This is a genomic window from Vibrio sp. Isolate30, assembly GCF_022397975.1.
Classification (GTDB): domain Bacteria; phylum Pseudomonadota; class Gammaproteobacteria; order Enterobacterales; family Vibrionaceae; genus Vibrio; species Vibrio fortis.
On sequence record NZ_JAKEUS010000003.1, the window covers coordinates 135,567 to 154,036 of the forward strand.

Genomic DNA, 18,470 nt, shown 5'->3' on the forward strand with positions numbered 1-18,470 from the left:
GTGTGATCTCGTTGTACTATTTGTGCAAAGGCAACTGCTTCATGCCTTGTGCTCATCCGTCATTCAAGAATCGAGGCACGAGATATCTGGAATCTCTCTTTCTCACGAACCTAAAATATTCTTAGTAGCCATTTGGATTATTCGACTGCCAATTCCAAGTATCCGCCGTCATTTCATCAACACTGCGTGTCGCCTTCCAACCTAAGTCTCGCTCTGCTTTTTCAGTACTTGCCCAGCACTCGGCAATATCACCTGGACGGCGTGGGCAAATCTCATACGGGACGGGTTTACCTGATGCCTTAGCAAAGGCTTCAACCATCTCGAGAACACTTGAGCCTTTACCTGTACCTAGGTTGTAGATATGCAGGCCTGCTTTCTCGCCGACCGCTTTTAATGCCGCGACATGACCATCAGCTAAATCCATTACGTGGATGTAATCACGAACGCCAGTACCATCAGGAGTTGGGTAATCGTTACCAAATACAGCTAACTTCTCACGGCGACCGACGGCAACTTGCGCGATGAATGGCATCAAGTTGTTAGGAATACCTTGCGGATCTTCCCCCATGGTGCCTGATGGATGTGCACCAACTGGGTTGAAGTAACGAAGCAGAGTGATGCTCCAATCGTTTTCTGCGTTAAACAGGTCGCTTAAACACTCTTCAACCATGTACTTGCTGCGACCATAAGGGTTCGTGGTTGCGCCTGTCGGCGAATCTTCTGTAATTGGCACAACCTCAGGATCACCATAAACTGTCGCTGAAGAGCTAAACACAATGCTTTTAACACCCGCTTTTTTCATACAGCGAGCCAGTACCAAAGAGCCATTCACATTGTTGTCGTAGTATTCCAAAGGTTTCGCGACCGATTCACCCACTGCTTTTAAACCAGCAAAATGAATCACTGCTTGAATGTTGTTTTCTGCAAATACGCTATCAAGGAAAGATTCGTCGCGAATGTCGCCAAGGTAAAAGGTTGGGCGTTGACCAGTGAGTGCTTCGATTCTCTCAAGCACCAATTCTTTGCTGTTACACAAGTTATCAACGATGATCGGCTCCATACCAGCCTGCATCATTTGAATGCAAGTATGACTTCCGATATACCCCATGCCGCCTGTAACCAGTACTTTCACAATCAACCTCTCTCTTAGTCTTGATGACACTCATGGGAAATATCTCAACCCAATAGCGCCGCGTTAATTAAATACTAGCAGCCAATTTGGAACTAATTCTGTGATCAAAACCACGAAGTGTAAACGTTTACACAAAGTTTCACAGATAACTCATGACGTAGATGGTTGGTGCAATCAATGTATAGCAAGCTAATTCATTGAATTTAAATAAGATAATTATGAATAGTGAAATTTGCGATATGCACTAAGAGTTCTGAAGTTATTTTACTAAAAGTTAATGCAATGACTTCCAGTTTCATTACAATAGACTTTGCAGAATTAGAGAGGTGCACTGGTTTTTTAGCTCATACATGTTTGGAGCAACCCAGTGTTCCAAAAACAGGAAGTGAGTATGGCAACGTTAAAAGATATCGCAACCGAAGCAAATGTATCATTGGCGACGGTTTCAAGGGTTCTTAATGAAGACCCAACATTGAGTGTTAAGGAAGAAACCAAAAGGCGTATCTTTGAAATTGCTGAAAAGCTGGAGTACAAAACCAGCAGCTCACGTAAAACGGTGAGCAGTAAAAAACAGGCTCATCACTTTCTTGCTCTCTACAATTACAAGCAAGAAGCCGAAGTGAACGACCCGTACTACCTATCTATTCGCCACGGTATTGAAACCCAGTGCGAGAAAATGGATATAGAGCTAACCAACTGTTATGAAAGTAAAATACAGTCAAACTCTAGTGCCATTACCGGTATTCTTCTGGTAGGTAGAATGTCGCCAGAAATCATCGAGCAAGCGAAAAAGCTCACTGATAACATCTGTTACGTGGACTTCACTGATCATTCAGAACCATACGACTCCGTTGATATCGACCTAGCTCGAATCAGTAAAGAGATCACAAACTTCTTTATTAACCAGGGCTACGATCGCATCGGTTTTATTGGTGGCCAAGATGATGTGAATACCCCAGATATTCGTGAAGTCGCTTTTGCAGAATACGGCATTCTTAAGAACGTAGTGAGTGAACAGGATATCTATCGTGGAGACTTCTCAAGCTTATCAGGCTATAAGTTAGCGAAGCAGATGCTAGAAAGCGGTGATTATCCGAAAGCGATGTTTATTGCTTCAGATTCCATCGCAATTGGCGTATTACGTGCTATTCATGAGCATGGATTGAACATTCCAGAAGACATCGCTCTAATCAGTGTAAATGATATCCCTACTGCTAAGTTTACCTTCCCATCTTTATCAACGGTTCGCATTCACTCTGAACTGATGGGAATTCAAGGTGTTAACCTGCTCATTGAGAAAGCTCGTGACGGGCGTACAATCCCATTACGCGTCTATGTACCAAGCAAGTTAAAACTCAGAGACACTACAAAATAATCATTAATTTCATATAGATAGTTAAAGCCACCTCCATATTGAGGTGGCTTTTTTGTATCAAGAGTTCTCCCTCAATCCCCTCATTTGAACACCCACTGTTTCACCACATAACATTCTTTTAAGTCGATCACACAGCACCGTAAAAAGCCCTATAAAAATGTGATGCAGTTAAAGTAAAACGTTTTCACTATTTTCATTTAGTAAAACTTTTACTAATAATTACCTCAGTCCAAAAAATACTCGTACTCACTACGACCAATTACGCATAAGAACGTCGGCTAGCATTCAAATAGGCCGAGAGAGAGGCAACGTGAACAACTGGGAAAACTTCCTGAACTTACATGAGAACCGTATGGCACCGCGTGCTTACTTTTTCTCATACGCATCAGAAAAAACCGCTAAAACATTTCAACGTGAACTAAGCAGCCACTTCCAGCTATTAAGTGGCCAATGGAATTTCAGCTACTTCACTAACCCACTATTGGTTCCTGAAGAGTTTTACTCTCAAGAGATGAGCGATTGGGGCCAGATTACGGTACCAAACATGTGGCAAATGGAAGGCCACGGTGATCTTCAATACACAGATGAAGGTTTCCCATTCCCAATTGATGTACCTTTCGTACCATCAGACAACCCAACAGGTGCATACCAACGCTCTTTCTTCCTTGGCGAAAGCTGGGATGAGAAACAGACCATCATCAAGTTTGATGGCGTAGAGACCTACTTTGAAGTTTACGTAAACGGTGAATACGTTGGTTTCAGCAAGGGCAGCCGACTCACCGCTGAATTCGATATCTCTAACCACGTTAAAGCGGGGAACAACCTACTTTCTATTCGCGTGATGCAGTGGGCAGACTCTACCTATATTGAAGACCAAGACATGTGGTGGACAGGCGGCATCTTCCGTGATGTTTACCTTGTTGGTAAAGAACAACTTCACGTTCAAGACTTAACGGTTCGTACTGATTTTGACGACGCTTACCAAAGCGCGACCCTTTCGTGCAACGTTGCGCTAGAAAACCTAGCAGCAGCAACCAACGCAACTCTTGAGTACGCATTGCTTGATGGCAGCCAAGTTATCTCCCAAGGCTCAGTAGATAACTTAACTGTAGACGGAAGTGCAGATACTCAATTCTCTATCGATGTGGTGAACCCAGTTCAATGGAATGCTGAAAATCCATACCTTTACCAACTGTTGTTAACACTCAAAGACGCTGACGGCAAAGTGCTAGAAGTGATTCCACAACGCGTTGGTTTCCGTGACATCAAAGTTCACGATGGTCTGTTCTACATCAACAACAAATACGTGATGCTGCACGGTGTAAACCGTCATGACAACGACCACCTAAAAGGTCGCGCAGTTGGCATGGATCGCGTAGAGAAAGACTTGGTGTTGATGAAGCAACACAACATCAACTCAGTGCGTACCGCGCACTATCCGAACGACCCACGCTTCTACGAACTATGTGACATCTACGGCCTATTCGTGATGGGTGAAACCGACGTTGAAACACACGGCTTTGCTAACGTTGGTGACCTAAGCCGTATTACCAACGATCCAGCATGGGAAGCGGTGTTTGTTGAGCGTATTGAACGCCACATTCACGCTCAGAAGAACCACCCTTCTATCATCATGTGGTCGCTAGGTAACGAATCTGGCTACGGTTGCAACATCCGCTCTATGTACGCTGCAGCGAAAGCGATTGATGACACACGTTTAGTTCACTATGAAGAAGACCGTGATGCTGAAGTGGTCGACATCATTTCTACCATGTACTCACGTGCTCAATTGATGAATGCCTTCGGCGAATTCCCACACGAAAAGCCACGCATTATCTGTGAATACGCACACGCTATGGGTAACGGCCCAGGTGGTTTAACCGAGTACCAAAACGTGTTCTACAAGCACGATGCAATTCAAGGCCACTACGTTTGGGAATGGTGTGACCACGGCATCTTGGCGCGTGATGAAGCAGGTACCGAGTTCTACAAGTACGGCGGTGACTACGGTGATTACCCGAACAACTACAACTTCTGCATGGACGGTTTGATCTACCCAGACCAAACACCAGGCCCTGGCTTAAAAGAGTACAAGCAGGTTATCGCACCAGTGAAGATCCGTGACTTCAATGCTGAAGATGGCACATTCACCGTTGATAACAAGTTATGGTTCTCAAACATTGATGACTACACAATCACTGCAGAGATTCGCGCAGAAGGCGAAACCATTGCAGTACAACACATCAAGGTTGAAGGACTCTCTGAAAACTCTAGTCGTGAACTGACACTTAACTTGCCACAACTTGATGAGCGCGAAGTGTTTGTGAACTTTACTGTGCGCAAAGATTCTCGCACGCCTTACAGCGAAGCGAACCACGATATCGCGGTATACCAATTCCAAATGAAAGAGAATACGGCGCAGCTAGAAGCCTTCACCAACAACAATGCAACGGCACTGAATGTAGAAGAGTCTCGTCTTGCTTACCTAATCAAAGGCCATAACTTTGCCCTAAGCTTCTCGAAAGTGAACGGCAAGCTAACGTCATGGTTGGTCAATGGCGAAGAGATGATTAAGTCAGAACCGCGAATCAACTTCTTCAAGCCAATGATCGATAACCATAAGCAAGAGCACGATGGTTACTGGGAGCCTGCCCACCTACAGATTATGCAGGAGCACTTCCGCACGCTGAACGTTGAACAGGTAAATGGCAAGGTAGAGATCACCACCACCAGCATCATTGCTCCACCAGTATTCGATTTCGGTATGCGTTGTGAATACCGCTACCAAGTTAATGCTGAGGGCCAATTGAACGTAGAGCTAAGCGGCGAGCGATACGGTGAGTACCCTCATGTGATTCCAGTAATTGGTTTCGATATGGGCATCAATGGTGACTTCGACCAAGTTCAATACTACGGCCGAGGCCCAGAAGAGAACTACCAAGACAGCAAGCAAGCCAACATGATTGATGTGTACCAATCAACCGTTGCAGACATGTTCGAGAACTACCCATTCCCACAAAACAACGGCAACCGCCAACATGTTCGTTGGGCTGCACTTTCAAGCCGTGCGGGTAATGGTATTGCAGTAAAACCACAGCAAGAAATCAACTTCAGCGCATGGTTCTACACCAATCAAAACCTGCACCAAGCACAACACACCATTGAGCTAGAGAAAAGCGGTTACATCACCCTAAACCTTGATCACCAAGTGATGGGCTTAGGCTCTAACTCTTGGGGCAGCGAAGTGCTCGACTCTTACCGTGTGTACATGGACGAGTTCCGCTACGGCTTAACTCTGATTCCATTCCAAGCAGGCGATTGCGACGCGCAGCACCTAATCAATCACAACTTTGGCGATGAGTTTTTTACGGCGAACACACCTAAAGCTCAACCACAACAGAACGAGGCATAAGCGATGATCGTTTTAGAGAACTTAGAACAATTTAAAGTCGTCTACCGCGATGGTCGTAAATGGCAACGCTGTGTAGAAGCGATTGAAAACATCGGCAACATCAAGGATGGCGTGATGTATTCAATTGGTGACTCACTGGCTTACATGATTGAAGACGGCGTGGCTCGCAACACAGAAAACTTCACCGGTCATCGTCGCTACTTCGATGTGCACTACTACCTAGAAGGCCGAGAAACGGTTGAGTTCGCCGCGAAGTCCGAGCTAGAGCAGATCCAAGCTTACAGCGATGAGACCGACCGTGAACACCTAATGGGTAACGGCGAAATGCGTGTGTTATCTGAAGGGCAAGTGGCAATCTTTGATAACAACCAAGCTTACCGTTTCCATGGTGATAACCGAGTTCGCAAAGTGGTGTTGAAAGTGACGATTGAAGACGGTTACTTCCTCAATAAATAAGCAATAACCCTATCTATTCACAGAGTGAGCCTTGCCGTTCAAGGCTCACTGAATAATTAACCCTCTAAGTCGCCAAAAAAGACTTAGAACATAACTACTATAATTACGTGATTCCCGGAGGACACTACTATGTCTGAATCTGTACGCGGAAAGTTAGGCAAATTTGCCCTACTATCCATGACATTTGCAGCGGTATTTAACGTTCGCAACATCGTAAACAACAACATCGAATTGGGATTAAGTTCTGCCCCTATCTTTTTGCTTGCGACCCTTATCTACTTCATTCCATTCGTTTTCATCATTGCTGAATTTGTTTCAGCGAATAAGAACTCAGAATCGGGCATGTACGACTGGCTGAAAAAGCCACTTGGAACGAAAGCGGCTTACCTAGGCTCATTCCTATACTGGTTCGTTAACCTGTTCTGGTTTGTATCTCTGCTACCAAACGTGATTGCTTACGCGTCTTACGCGATGCTAGGTTACGAATACGCCTTCTCTCCGCTAGTCACTTCAGTGATCTCGATTGTTCTGTTTGCTGCAGCGACACACATCTCGACTAAAGGTGCGAGCTGGCTAGGTAAAATCTCTGAAATCGTGGCTTACGGTGTATTCGCACTGTTCGGAATCTACGTGATCGGTGCTCTAATGGCGCTAGGTGGTGACCACGTACCAGCTGAACCAATCACGCTTCAAGCTATGTCTCCAACCATTAACTGGGCGACGCTAGGCATCATGTGTTGGATCTTCCAAGCAGCAGGTGGCGCTGAAACAGCGGCGGCTTACCTAAACGATGTGAAAGGTGGACATAAGTCTTTCATTAAAGTAATCATCGGTGCAGGTATTGCTATCGGTTCAATGTACGCAATTGGCTCACTGCTAGTAAACGTGTTCGTTGCTCGTGAAGACCTAACGTATGCAGGCGGCATGGTTGAAATCTTCACTGGTATGGCTCAGTTCTTCAATATCTCTGAATCTCTAGTTGGTCGCTTTGTTGGTATCGTTCTGTTCGTCGCGATGTTTGGTTCAATGATGATGTGGACAGCAGCACCAGTAAAAATCCACTTCTCTGAGATTCCTAAAGGTGTTTACGGTGAGAAAACAACAGAGCTAAACGAACATGGTGTTCCAGTTCGTGCAGCATGGTGGCAGTTTGCGTTCGTATTCGTAATGCTTGTGGTTAACGGCTTCGGCTCTGAATCCGTACAAGACATGATGAACACGGCTATCAACCTAACAGCGGGTACCGCAATGCTACCGCCGATCTTCATCATGGTGGCTTACTTTGTGTTCCGTTTGAAGCATGACGATACACCACGTGACTTCCGCATGGGTACTCGTACTCAAGGTATGGCTGTGGTTTCAGTGTTGATTACTATCTTCGTTGTGAGCATGACAGCGTCAGCCTTCCCAACAGGTGTTGACCTCGTTCAAGCCTTCTTCATCAACGTATTTATGACAGCGGTATTCTCTGGCATTGCATGGTGGTGGATCTCTCGCTTTGAAAAGAAGCAAGCAGGCAAAGAAGCAAAGCTAGAAACTGCTAAGCAGTCGTAATCACCACAAAACACACTAGTTTATAAAAAGCGCCATCACGGCGCTTTTTTTCATTTAAATCAGACAATTAAACACAAAACTCAAGAATAAAAACGCCATTCCGTCAAGTGTATACCTCTCATAAACAGCCACAAAAACCATAAGTAAAACATTAACTAAATATATTTACCTTAGCTCACATATTTGACTAAATTCAGTTAACTTATTGGCGTCTAAACTTTAATCTTCTTGTTGAAGAGATGACCGTTTCCACGCAACAAAAAACGACACAAAGCCCTACAAGCCTTTAATAGTGTCAAGTGTGAAATACCCTTCTCTTCTATCCTCTTCTTTGTTAACAACCGCGTTCACTAAGTAATAAGTTTACTTAAATTAACGTAACCACATCGAAGACCGATCGTAAAAATAACAACAATAATCGCTCTCCCCTCACTTAAGAAAGGGAGTTAGCAAACCAACACAATAATAAAAACACGGTCTAGGTTTTCCTCCCTAGAACCAAGTACTAACGATCATCAACGTGATTCACCGGAGAACATCATGTCCGATAATAAACGCAGTACGATAGGCAAGTTTGCCCTACTGTCTATGACCTTCGCGGCGGTATATAGCTTCAATAACATCATTAATAACAACATCGAAATTGGCCTCTCTTCGGCTCCGATGTTCTTTTTAGCAACCATCTTTTATTTCGTTCCTTTCTGTTTGATCGTCGCCGAGTTCGTATCCCTGAATAAAGATTCAGAAGCAGGTGTTTACTCTTGGGTTAAAAGCTCTCTAGGCGGTCGCTGGGCGTTTATTTCGGCTTACACTTACTGGTTTGTTAACCTGTTCTTCTTCACCTCTCTACTGCCTAGAATCATCGCATACGCGTCTTACGCGTTCCTAGGTTTCGAGTACATATTCACGCCAATGACCACCGCGATATTGAGCACCATTTTGTTTGCGGTCGCGACGCACATCTCTAACAATGGCGCGAAACTACTTGGCCCAATAACATCATTAACTTCATCACTGATGCTGCTGTTGACCATGTCTTACATTTTGCTATCAGGCGGTGCGTTAATCGGCGGTATCGAACCGGCTGACCCAATCACCATTGAAGCCATGACACCAAGCTTCAACTGGGCATTCCTAGGCGTCATCACTTGGATCTTCATGGCCGCTGGCGGCGCAGAGTCGGTCGCAGTTTACGTAAACGACATCAAGGGTGGTCACAAGTCTTTCGTTAAAGTAATCATCATTGCGGGTATCTTTATTGGTGCGCTGTACTCGGTGGGTTCAATCCTGGCTAACGTATTCGTATCTCGTGAAGAGCTTAAGTTCACTGGTGGTTCAGTACAGGTCTTTGAAGGCTTAGCACTCTACTTCGGCTTACCTGAAATTCTTATGAATCGCTTTGTGGGCATCGTTTCTTTCACTGCAATGTTGGGCTCTCTACTGATGTGGACAGCAACACCGGTTAAGATTTTCTTCTCTGAGATTCCTAAAGGTATCTTTGGTGAGAAGACAGTTGCTCTCAACAAACAAGGCGTACCAGAGCGTGCTGCTTGGGTTCAGTTCTTCATCGTGATTCCGTTGATGTTCATCCCAACGTTGGCATCAGACACAGTACAAGACCTAATGAGCACCATCATCAACATGACAGCAGCCGCTTCTATGCTACCGCCACTGTTCATCATGATCGCGTACCTACACCTACGCCTGAAACTCGATCACCTACCACGTGATTTCCGCATGGGTTCTCGCCCTGTTGGTATCGCTGCGGTGTCGATTCTTATCAGTATCTTTACTGTAGGTTTCTTCGCGTCTACCTTCCCAACCGGTGCCGACATCATGACCATCATCTTCTACAACGTTGGCGGTATCGTGATTTTCTTAGGCTACGCATGGTGGAAATACGGTCAATACGAAAAAAGCTTGTCTGCTGAAGAGAAAAAGCTTGAAGCAAGACCTGAACCTGCCAATGCATAAATCCTGCATATCTGGATAACAGATAGTCAATAAAACTTAGGTTTTTCACCAAAGACACCCACTGACTCATGGGTGTCTTTTTGTTTTTTCTATTTTATTTCCCACTTTATCATTCACTTAATGAATATTACCCACCACAAAAATCTAGTGACAAATTCAACTAAAACGCAAAATAAAACAACGGTAAATATTTTACTAAAATAGATCACACTTTTGGGTTAATCGTATTTTAAACAACACATTTATCAGTAATATCAGTCGGGAGAACGCAAGTAACCTGACCACTACGCCTTGAGAGCACCCCATATTAGAAGTCAGAACTGCTTACGACTCTTCATTTACTAACCCGACACAGAAGTGAACAAAATGAAAAGTAGTTTTACTAAAACCACTCTTATTACAAGTTGTATCCTTGCTGCTTTAACGGCGAATGCCCACGCTGACGAAACCGCTGCTAACCACAGCGACACTCAGCCTCCTAAAACAGAAACTGAAACTCTATTTAACTTTTATGGTGAGCTTGGCCTTGGTGGTCATGTAGCGCTGGAAGGTGATGACAAGGGCCGCTACGCAGACGGCACATACATTGAAGCTGGTTTAGCTATCGAGCATGGCAACTGGTTTGGTCTTGCTTACATGGAAGGCTGGACGGTGCAAGCCGATGACGAAGGCAATGCATGGGCAACGGGTCATGGTTGGGGCGGCTTCGAAGGTGGTTTTAACCGCTTCTACGCTGGTTACCGAACCGATGCAAAAACAGAATTTATTGTTGGTCGTATGGACTCATCTCTGGATGACGTTCAATGGTGGGGTGACCCAACGGTAGAGTACGGCTACGCGATCTCAAACACTCGTGACGTGCACGTTGGTGTGAAGGTGCAAAACCTAGAAGGCAAGCTGCGCTACAGCGTTTCCTTCGCTCCAGAATCTGATTTCTCGGAAGACGATGCGCTCATCCACTTTGGCAAATACGACAACTTCGCAGACCAATGGAAAGACAAAAACGCCATGATCAATGGTTATGTCCAATACGATTTGGCGGACGGTTTTACCCTCATGGGTGGTGGTGAAGTTCGTAATAACGACGGTGGTGAACTTCTACTATTGGGTGCTCAGTACAAGAACTTTGCAACGCGTATTTGGCACGACACAGACAAAGGCAACCAAGAATCTTTCGGCAGCGAGTCTGGCATTCAAACCAGTGCTTGGTACGAAGCAGCGCAAGGCGTCTACCTATCTGCCGCTTACAACTACGCTAACTTTGATGGCGACAACGGCGAAAAAGAGATCACGTCATACATCAACGCGGGTGTTTGGTACGAATACGGAAACGGTGCATTTGCGACCGCTTTCGATAGCCGCTTTGGCGTAGGCAGCGACACTGAGATCGGTGACGCACAAGTGTTCGCAATGCAATACTTCTACTGGTAACAACAGGAACTCACTATGAAACTGAACAAATCATTCGCAGCTATCGCTATTGGCGCAGCACTTGTTGTTACTGGTTGCGCATCAAATACTGGCTCTGAAGAGCTTCAAGCAAACCAATTTAAAAACGTTATCGACCGCACTGGCTCACCAGAATACATGCGTGACTACGACTTCGATGACCATCAACGCTTCAACCCATTCTTTGACTTAGGCGCATGGCACGGCCACTTGCTACCAGACACAGCTGAAGGCATGGGTGGCTTCCCGGGTACCGCTCTGCTTACTGAAGAGTACATCAACTTCATGGCTGATAACTTCGACCGCCTAAGCGTGTACAAAGATGGCAAAAAAGTCGAATTCACCATGGAGGCTTATAGCCTACCGGGTGCGTTGATTCAGACGCTAAAATCTGACGATGTAACGGTCGAGATGACAATGCGTTTTGCTTCTAACCGCACTTCTCTGCTAGAGACTAAAATCACCACTGACTCGCCAGTTGAGTTAGTGTGGGACGGTGAACTGCTTGAAAAAACACACGCGAAAGAAGGCGTAGCACAAACCGATAAAACCATTGCCGAGACCTACCCTGACTACAATCGTCAGATCGTTGCAACCGACGATGGCCTAAAGGTCACTTTCGGTAAAGTGCGTTCAACATGGGATCTACTGACTTCAGGCGAATCTGAGTACCAAGTTCATAAGTCGATTCCAACCAAAACTAAGATCGATGGCCTAACGTTTACTTCAACGGCAAGCATTGAAGAATCAACCACTATCTACACCACATACTCGCACGTGTTAACTGCAGAAGAAGCGAAAGCGGAACAGCCTGAGATCAAAAAGATCATGGCAAACCCTACCGATTTCTTAGCGGCATCTGAAGCGCGCTGGGAAGGTTACCTAGAGATGGGCTTAACCAACCCGAATGCAACACCTGAGCAAGAGCGTGTTGCAGTAAAAGCGATGGAAACCCTAAACGGTAACTGGCGTGGCGCAGCAGGTGCGATGGAGTTTGACTCTGTGACACCATCGGTAACCGCGCGCTGGTTCTCAGGCAACCAAACATGGCCGTGGGATACATGGAAACAAGCTTACGCAATGGCGCACTTCAACCCAGACGTAGCGAAAGACAATATCCGCGCAATGTTTGCCTACCAAATTCAAGCTGACGATCCTGTTCGCCCTTGGGATGAAGGTTACGTGCCAGATCTATTGGCTTACAACCTAAGCCCTGAGCGTGGCGGCGACGGTGGTAACTGGAATGAACGTAATACTAAGCCAAGCCTAGCAGCATGGGCGGTAATGGAAGTTTACAAGACCACCAGCGACGAAGCTTGGTTAGAAGAGATGTATCCAAAACTAGTGGCATACCACGATTGGTGGCTACGTAACCGCGATAACAACGGCAACGGTGTTCCAGAGTACGGCGCAGCGCGTGATAAAGCACACAATACCCCTGAAGGTGAGATGTACTTCACAGTGGTTCGTGGCGATAAACACGAAACCGTTATCGGCCAAGCGGCACTGGATAAGGTGGTTGCAGAAGGTAACTATGACTACATCGAGAGCCCAGCTCAAACCGCGGCGTCTTGGGAGTCAGGTCGTGACGATGCGGCAGCCTTTGGTTTCATCGATAAAGACCAGCTAGACGCCTACGTGGCCAACGGTGGCAAACGCAGTGATTGGGATGTTGAATTCGCTCAAAACCGCGCGGAAGATGGCACTCTATTAGGCTACTCACTGCTACAAGAATCCGTTGACCAAGCAAGCTACATGTACAGCGATAACAAGTACCTAGCGGAAATGGCGGACATTCTGGGTAAAGAAGCGGAAGCGAAAGAGTTCCGTGAAAAGGCTGAGCACCTATCGAACTACATCAACACCTGTATGTTCGATGAAGGCACCAACTTCTACTACGACATTCGTATTGAAGATAAGCCGTTAGCTAATGGCTGTGCGGGTAAACCGATTGTAGAACGTGGCAAAGGCCCTGAAGGTTGGTCACCACTGTTCAACGGTGCAGCAACCCAAGCACACGCGGATGCGGTGGTCTCTGTGATGAAAGACACCTCAGAGTTCAACACCTACGTTCCATTGGGCACTGCAGCGCTATCTAGCCCTGCATTCGGCCCAGATATTTACTGGCGTGGACGCGTGTGGGTAGATCAGTTCTACTTCGGTCTGAAAGGCATGGACAGCTACGGCTACCGTGATGATGCGATTGAAATGGCAGGCGCTTTCTTCGACCACGCCGATGGCTTGGTGCAAGACGGCCCAATCCGTGAGAACTACAACCCATTGAACGGTGACCAGCAAGGTGCGCCAAACTTCTCTTGGAGTGCAGCTCACTTGTACATGCTATACAACGATTTCTTTACGGACGAAAAGTAAATCAAAATCGATACCTGTCTCCTGGAACGCAATGAAAAGATAACCTCATAAATTTCAGGCTTTGGCACTCAGTTTTCTGCTGAGTGCCTTTTTTATATTCGAGACAACACCTGCGAATGAAGGAGCTATCAGAGTATTTGGCCTACCATGATCCTTTTACTTTCCTAGCAAGCTATCAGTGCTTTACGTACACAGAAATCGAACCTGATAACGGTAATGTTCTTGCGTCAACTTGAACTCATCATGGACACTCGGCGTCCATGAATCATCACCACCCACTCCCATATGAAAGCCATCCACATAAACAAATAACTGATCTTGTTCGATGAGGTCACAGGTATGCTTCGCTTTCTGTAACTGTTGTTGCCCGAAGCGACTGACTGAGAACTGGAAATCGCCTTGCAATGCAAATCCACCGATAACGGCTTCACGCACATCACAACGCAGTCCACTATCGGACGGAAAAATGTAAGGGGTATGCATCTGCTCAACACTTTGCTGATAGCGACCAATATGAGCCGAGCTTTTTCTGTCTGGGTAGTTTTCATGTGGCCCACGACCAAACCAAGCGACACTATTCGGCGTCTCTTTTAGCGAGAAGGTTAAGCCAACACGTGGCAGCGATGGTAAATCTTTAGCGGCCTGAACGTGCACATCAACAATCACTTCGCCATCAGAATAGAATTGATACTGCCAAGTCGACAACAGACGAACCTGTCCATCGACAAGATGCGCGATTTTCGACGTCACCAAGGCTTTGTTTTGATTCGTGAGGTATGAGAAATCAATGCACTCTGGCGTCAGGGAATCAAGCCCCGCCGCCTGCCATCGAGCTATCCAAGAGTTGGGGTCAACGCGATTAGCTTCGCTGACACCTATATCGTTATCCAATGGCGCTCGATAGAAGTTATCACGAATGCCACTGGCAAGTTGCTCAACGCCCTCTTTCAACCAACTTTCCACGTTACCCGTTAGACGGTCAAACTCAACACGATACTGGGTACCGACAATTGCAAGCCGCTCATCGCTCTCGACAATCAGCGGTGGATGCTCTGAAGCATTAGCATCTAACACCAATTGCGACAATGTAGGTAGAGAGAGTTGTTCAGTAGCGGTAATGTGTCCTTTACTTGCCCATTTGGTATCTTGGCTTAATCTGACTTCCAAATTGAGGTGGTTGAGTGCGTTTGCTTTTTGAGGAAGTACAATGCCATCTAGCTCTATTTGTAGAGTCGAGTCTGGCTCTAACAATAACTCAATGCTGCCTTGGCTCTGCACTTCACCGTCTTGAGTAATGTTCCAATTTAAGATTTCATTTTGGCTGGCATGGAATAGATGTTCACTGCACACTTCAATCACCAAAGGAGACGCAGAAACCAGCGTGAACTGATAAAACTGCTGCGCTTTTTTCACTTCATGTAGAGTGGGATGAATCGTTCGATCAGGAAAAACCAGACCATTGATACAGAATTGACGGTCATTGATATCATCACCAAAGTCACCGCCGTATCCCCAATAAGACTGACCATTTTTATCCTGCTTGGTGATCCCCTGATCAACCCAATCCCAAATAAAGCCACCTTGTAGCCTTGGATTATCTCTAAAGGCTTGCCAGTATTTGTCGAAGCTGCCCAAGCTATTGCCCATTGCATGTGCGTATTCACACAAAATCAAAGGACGCTGTTCATTGGGCAGTGCTATCGCTTTTCGAATTCCTACACGCGGTGTCACCTCTGGTTGATGAGCAACAACAGGTAAATCCCAATCCACCCTGGCATACATCGGACAGAGAATATCGGTGGCGGCGGTATCCGCACCTCCCCCTTCATATTGAACGGGACGAGTTGGGTCTGTTAGCTTCACCCATTGGTACATCGCGTGATGATTGCGCCCAATCCCCGATTCATTCCCCAATGACCAAACAATAATACTAGGGTGGTTTTTATCGCGCTCGACCAAGCGAGTAATACGCCGCATATAGGCATTAAGCCAAGAGGCATCGTCTGATAAACGGCACATGGGTACTTGCCCGTGCGTTTCTATATTCGCTTCATCAACCAAATACAGCCCGTATTCATCACACAGTTCATACCAAAGTGGATGGTTAGGATAATGAGCCGTTCGCACAGCATTGAAGTTGTTCTGCTTGATGAGTCTGATGTCTTGAATCATGCCCTCACGAGTCATGGTATGACCAAATTCAGGATGATGTTCATGTCGATTAACCCCGCGAATCAGCAAAGGCTTCCCATTAACCTTAAACAATCCATCGGTGATCTCGACACTACGAAAACCCACATCGTATGCCTCACAGTCAAGTAATTCGCCCTGTTCATTCTCCAACGAGATAACACAACGATAGAGATAAGGAGATTCAGCGCTCCATTTGTGTGGGTCGATGATTAAATTTTGGCTATAGGCTAACTCCTGCCAAGGGCCTTTTTCATCCACATATCTTTGACCAAAATCGACAATATCAGGTTCAATCACTGGCTGACCTTGCGCGTCATGCAGCGTCACTTTTATCTGATGAGCACCGCTACTCTCGTCAGTTTGTTTTGATATTTTGACATCCACATTGAGCTGCGCATTACGATAAGAACCATCTAATTGGGTTTCAATTTTGACATCTTCGATTGCTACCTTTGGCTTGGTTAGCAAGGTGACATCGCGGAATATGCCGCTCAACCACCACATATCTTGATCTTCGAGGTACGAGCCATCTGACCAACGCAGCACCATCACCGCTAGCGAGTTATCACCCGTTTTTACAAACGCCGATAAATCAAACTCGGCAGGCAAGCGGCTATCCTGTGAGTAACCCACCCACTTACCGTTACACCACAAATGAAAAGCTGAGTTGACGCCATCAAATACAATTCGGTGGGTGTTTGTCAGTTCTTGCTCTGTGCATTGAAAGGATGTTCTATAGAGTCCAGTAGGGTTATCGCTAGGTACAAATGGAGGCTTATCTGCAAATGGGTACTTCACGTTAGTATAAATGGGCTTATCAAATCCCTGCATCTGCCAATTGCTCGGCACCTCGATTTGGCACCACATTTCATCATCAAAGTGCTCTCCAATCATGGCTTCACTAACCAACTCTGGCGCATCAAATAGCTGAAATTTCCAAACGCCATTTAAAGATGTGGTATTCGATGCAGTTCGAGTTAGTGCGCCCTCTTTTGAGGTATATGCCCTCAAAGGTGCATGTGCTTCGAGGACGTTGTGGTGAGTGATGTGTTGATTTTCCCACTCACGAGCTGAGAGGATTTGAGAGAAGCTTCTCATTAACTGTTCCTTGCGATATACCGTTCAGAGTGAAGAAAGCCGCAGCGACAGTCGCTACGGCTTGGGCTTAATTACTTAAAGGCGCGCTTGCTGACCTTATCCAGTTTCTTCAAGATCTTATCAATACGCTCAGGGTGAACCATAAACTCTTGGAAGCCTTTCATCCCCTCTTTAGCCATCGCAGGGTTGGTATCTCGGTCGTAGAATTGTGCTGTACCATCGCTCGCCGCTAACATAGCAACACCTTTGTCTAGGAACGGATCTGACTTGGCTTTCGCTTTGTTATTCGTTGGAATTTGCAACAGCATCTCATTGATAAGCTGCTGGTTTTCAGCACGAGCAACAAACTCTAAGAATTTACGAGCATCAGCCTTGTTTTTGGCTTTCGATGGAATATGTAATGTATCCATTGGCGCATCTTCGGCCATTGGCACGCTTGGGTCAATGACTGGAAATTGGAAGAAGTCCATTTTGCCATCGAGCTCTGCTGGGAAGTTTGGCGTAATGAAGTTACCCATTAAGTACATCGCTGCCTTACCGTTGTATAGGAAAGGTTGCGCTTCTTGCCAAGAGTAAGATGCGTGGTTATCTAGGAAGTAGCCTGGTTCAACCAACTCAGCCCAGTTGGCGAACGTTTTCTTCACACGCTCATCGCTGTATGGCACTTTCCCATCCATCAATTGGATATGGAAATCCAAGCCATTGGTACGCATGTTGATGTAATCAAACCAACCAGCTGCCGTCCAAAGATACTTAGTCCCTATGGTAAATGGCGTCACGCCGTTTTCTTTTAGCGTTGCTGACGCCGACTTTAGCTCTTCCCACGTTTTTGGCTCAGCAATACCATACTGCTCAAAGATGTCTTTTCGGTAGTAGATACCCCATTGGTAATACGTGTAAGGCACACCATATTGCTTACCCTGTACCGTCATCGCAGGTGCAGCGGCTGCGAAGTCTTGTTTCATGTTGTTGTCAGCCCAAATATCGCTGACATCTTCAAACAAGCCACGATCAACGAACGCCTTCATACGATTACCAGCATACCAAAACACTACATCTGGCGGTGACGTCACCAACCAGTTACGAATCGTGGTTTTATATGACTCATGGTCGTACAGGTTGTACTTAACCGTGATATCAGGGTTCTCTTTTTCAAAGCGACTGATGATCTCACTCCATGCTTCTTTTGGTGCAGGGTCTGAGGCGTCTGAGTTGATGACCAAGGTTCCTGCGAACGCTGTAGTCGAGACGGAGGCAGCAAGCACTGCAGTTGCAGCGATATGTTTCACGTATTTCATATGTAGGTCCTTGTTATAGAGCGGGGCTCACTAAGTCCAATTTTTATTATTGTGCCGGGTAAAGTTATTCGTACTTCGGTTATTTCTGGTTAGTTACTCTCTGTGCATTTATTAAAGTGGATTGTTTAAACAAGGGCTCCCAGCTTGAGGCGCCCT

10 protein-coding genes are annotated in these 18,470 nt (G+C 46.0%); 7 read left to right on the top strand and 3 right to left on the bottom strand.

The features are described from left to right. Window positions 1–121: 121 nt before the first annotated feature. Window positions 122–1,132 (bottom strand): UDP-glucose 4-epimerase GalE, encoded by a 1,011-nt coding sequence (gene galE / locus L1D60_RS10870; protein ID WP_239841105.1) that lies wholly within the window; start codon window positions 1,130–1,132, stop codon window positions 122–124. A 391-nt stretch (window positions 1,133–1,523) separates the two neighbouring features. On the opposite strand from galE, the gene ebgR reads away from it, so the two are divergent. The 7 genes from ebgR to ygjK all read left to right on the top strand — a co-directional run bounded on the left by ebgR (window position 1,524) and on the right by ygjK (window position 13,725). Beyond that, entirely contained in the window at window positions 1,524–2,507 is a 984-nt protein-coding gene (ebgR, locus tag L1D60_RS10875; protein WP_239841106.1) for a transcriptional regulator EbgR, read from the top strand. Window positions 2,508–2,817: 310 nt separating this feature from the next. After that, on the top strand, window positions 2,818–5,919 hold the full coding sequence (ebgA, locus tag L1D60_RS10880) for a beta-galactosidase subunit alpha (protein WP_239841107.1): 3,102 nt from the start codon (window positions 2,818–2,820) through the stop codon (window positions 5,917–5,919). 3 nt (window positions 5,920–5,922) lie between these two features. Beyond that, on the top strand, window positions 5,923–6,375 hold the full coding sequence (locus L1D60_RS10885; RefSeq protein ID WP_239841108.1) for a beta-galactosidase subunit beta: 453 nt from the start codon (window positions 5,923–5,925) through the stop codon (window positions 6,373–6,375). A 129-nt stretch (window positions 6,376–6,504) separates the two neighbouring features. Beyond that, window positions 6,505–7,929, top strand: a complete 1,425-nt coding sequence (locus L1D60_RS10890; RefSeq protein ID WP_239841109.1) for an amino acid permease — start codon at window positions 6,505–6,507, stop codon at window positions 7,927–7,929. Window positions 7,930–8,469: 540 nt separating this feature from the next. Beyond that, on the top strand, window positions 8,470–9,903 hold the full coding sequence (locus tag L1D60_RS10895) for an amino acid permease (protein WP_150893609.1): 1,434 nt from the start codon (window positions 8,470–8,472) through the stop codon (window positions 9,901–9,903). Window positions 9,904–10,269: 366 nt separating this feature from the next. After that, entirely contained in the window at window positions 10,270–11,334 is a 1,065-nt protein-coding gene (gene ygjJ / locus L1D60_RS10900; RefSeq protein ID WP_239841110.1) for a protein YgjJ, read from the top strand. A gap of 15 nt (window positions 11,335–11,349) precedes the next feature. Then, a complete protein-coding gene (gene ygjK, locus L1D60_RS10905) occupies window positions 11,350–13,725 on the top strand; it encodes an alpha-glucosidase (protein WP_239841111.1) in 2,376 nt (791 codons plus the stop codon). A 183-nt stretch (window positions 13,726–13,908) separates the two neighbouring features. Here the strand turns inward: ygjK and L1D60_RS10910 are convergent, their stop codons facing one another. Both L1D60_RS10910 and L1D60_RS10915 read right to left on the bottom strand, forming a co-directional pair. Further along, the gene (locus tag L1D60_RS10910; protein ID WP_239841112.1) at window positions 13,909–17,016 is read right to left on the bottom strand and encodes a beta-galactosidase; all 3,108 of its coding nucleotides are present in this window, start codon (window positions 17,014–17,016) and stop codon (window positions 13,909–13,911) included. 71 nt (window positions 17,017–17,087) lie between these two features. Further along, window positions 17,088–18,314, bottom strand: coding sequence for an ABC transporter substrate-binding protein (locus L1D60_RS10915; protein ID WP_150869181.1), 1,227 nt, complete (start codon window positions 18,312–18,314; stop codon window positions 17,088–17,090). Between the last annotated feature and the right edge of the window lie 156 nt (window positions 18,315–18,470).